This is a genomic window from Pauljensenia sp. UMB3104 (assembly GCF_030217285.1).
GTDB lineage: Bacteria > Actinomycetota > Actinomycetes > Actinomycetales > Actinomycetaceae > Pauljensenia.
Window position 1 is genome coordinate 1 of the sequence record NZ_JASONN010000398.1, and the last position, 257, is coordinate 257.

1 pseudogene is annotated in these 257 nt (G+C 55.6%); it reads right to left on the reverse strand.

The window, feature by feature from the left end:
- Window positions 1-134: pseudogene (locus QP415_RS12180) on the reverse strand (IS256 family transposase); the annotation flags it as partial.
- Window positions 135-257: the final 123 nt, after the last annotated feature.

Below are 257 nucleotides of genomic sequence, written 5' to 3' on the forward strand. Positions count from 1 at the left end.
CACACGGTGTCAGCGTCCGCTGATAACAACGCGTTAATGACGTGCTGGAGCAGGGAACGCATCAAATCCGGGGACGCCTGGGATAACGCCTCGCCAAGCAGGCCAGCAGGGTCGATAATATGAGGAGCGGTCATCGTTGTGCCTCCAAATCATTTCGAGTCAGAAGTAGAGAGCTTTCTCGAAGGATCACACGGTGACCGCACCCATATCAAACGGGCCGACCACCACACGGTTACACCACTATGCGGGACACTACT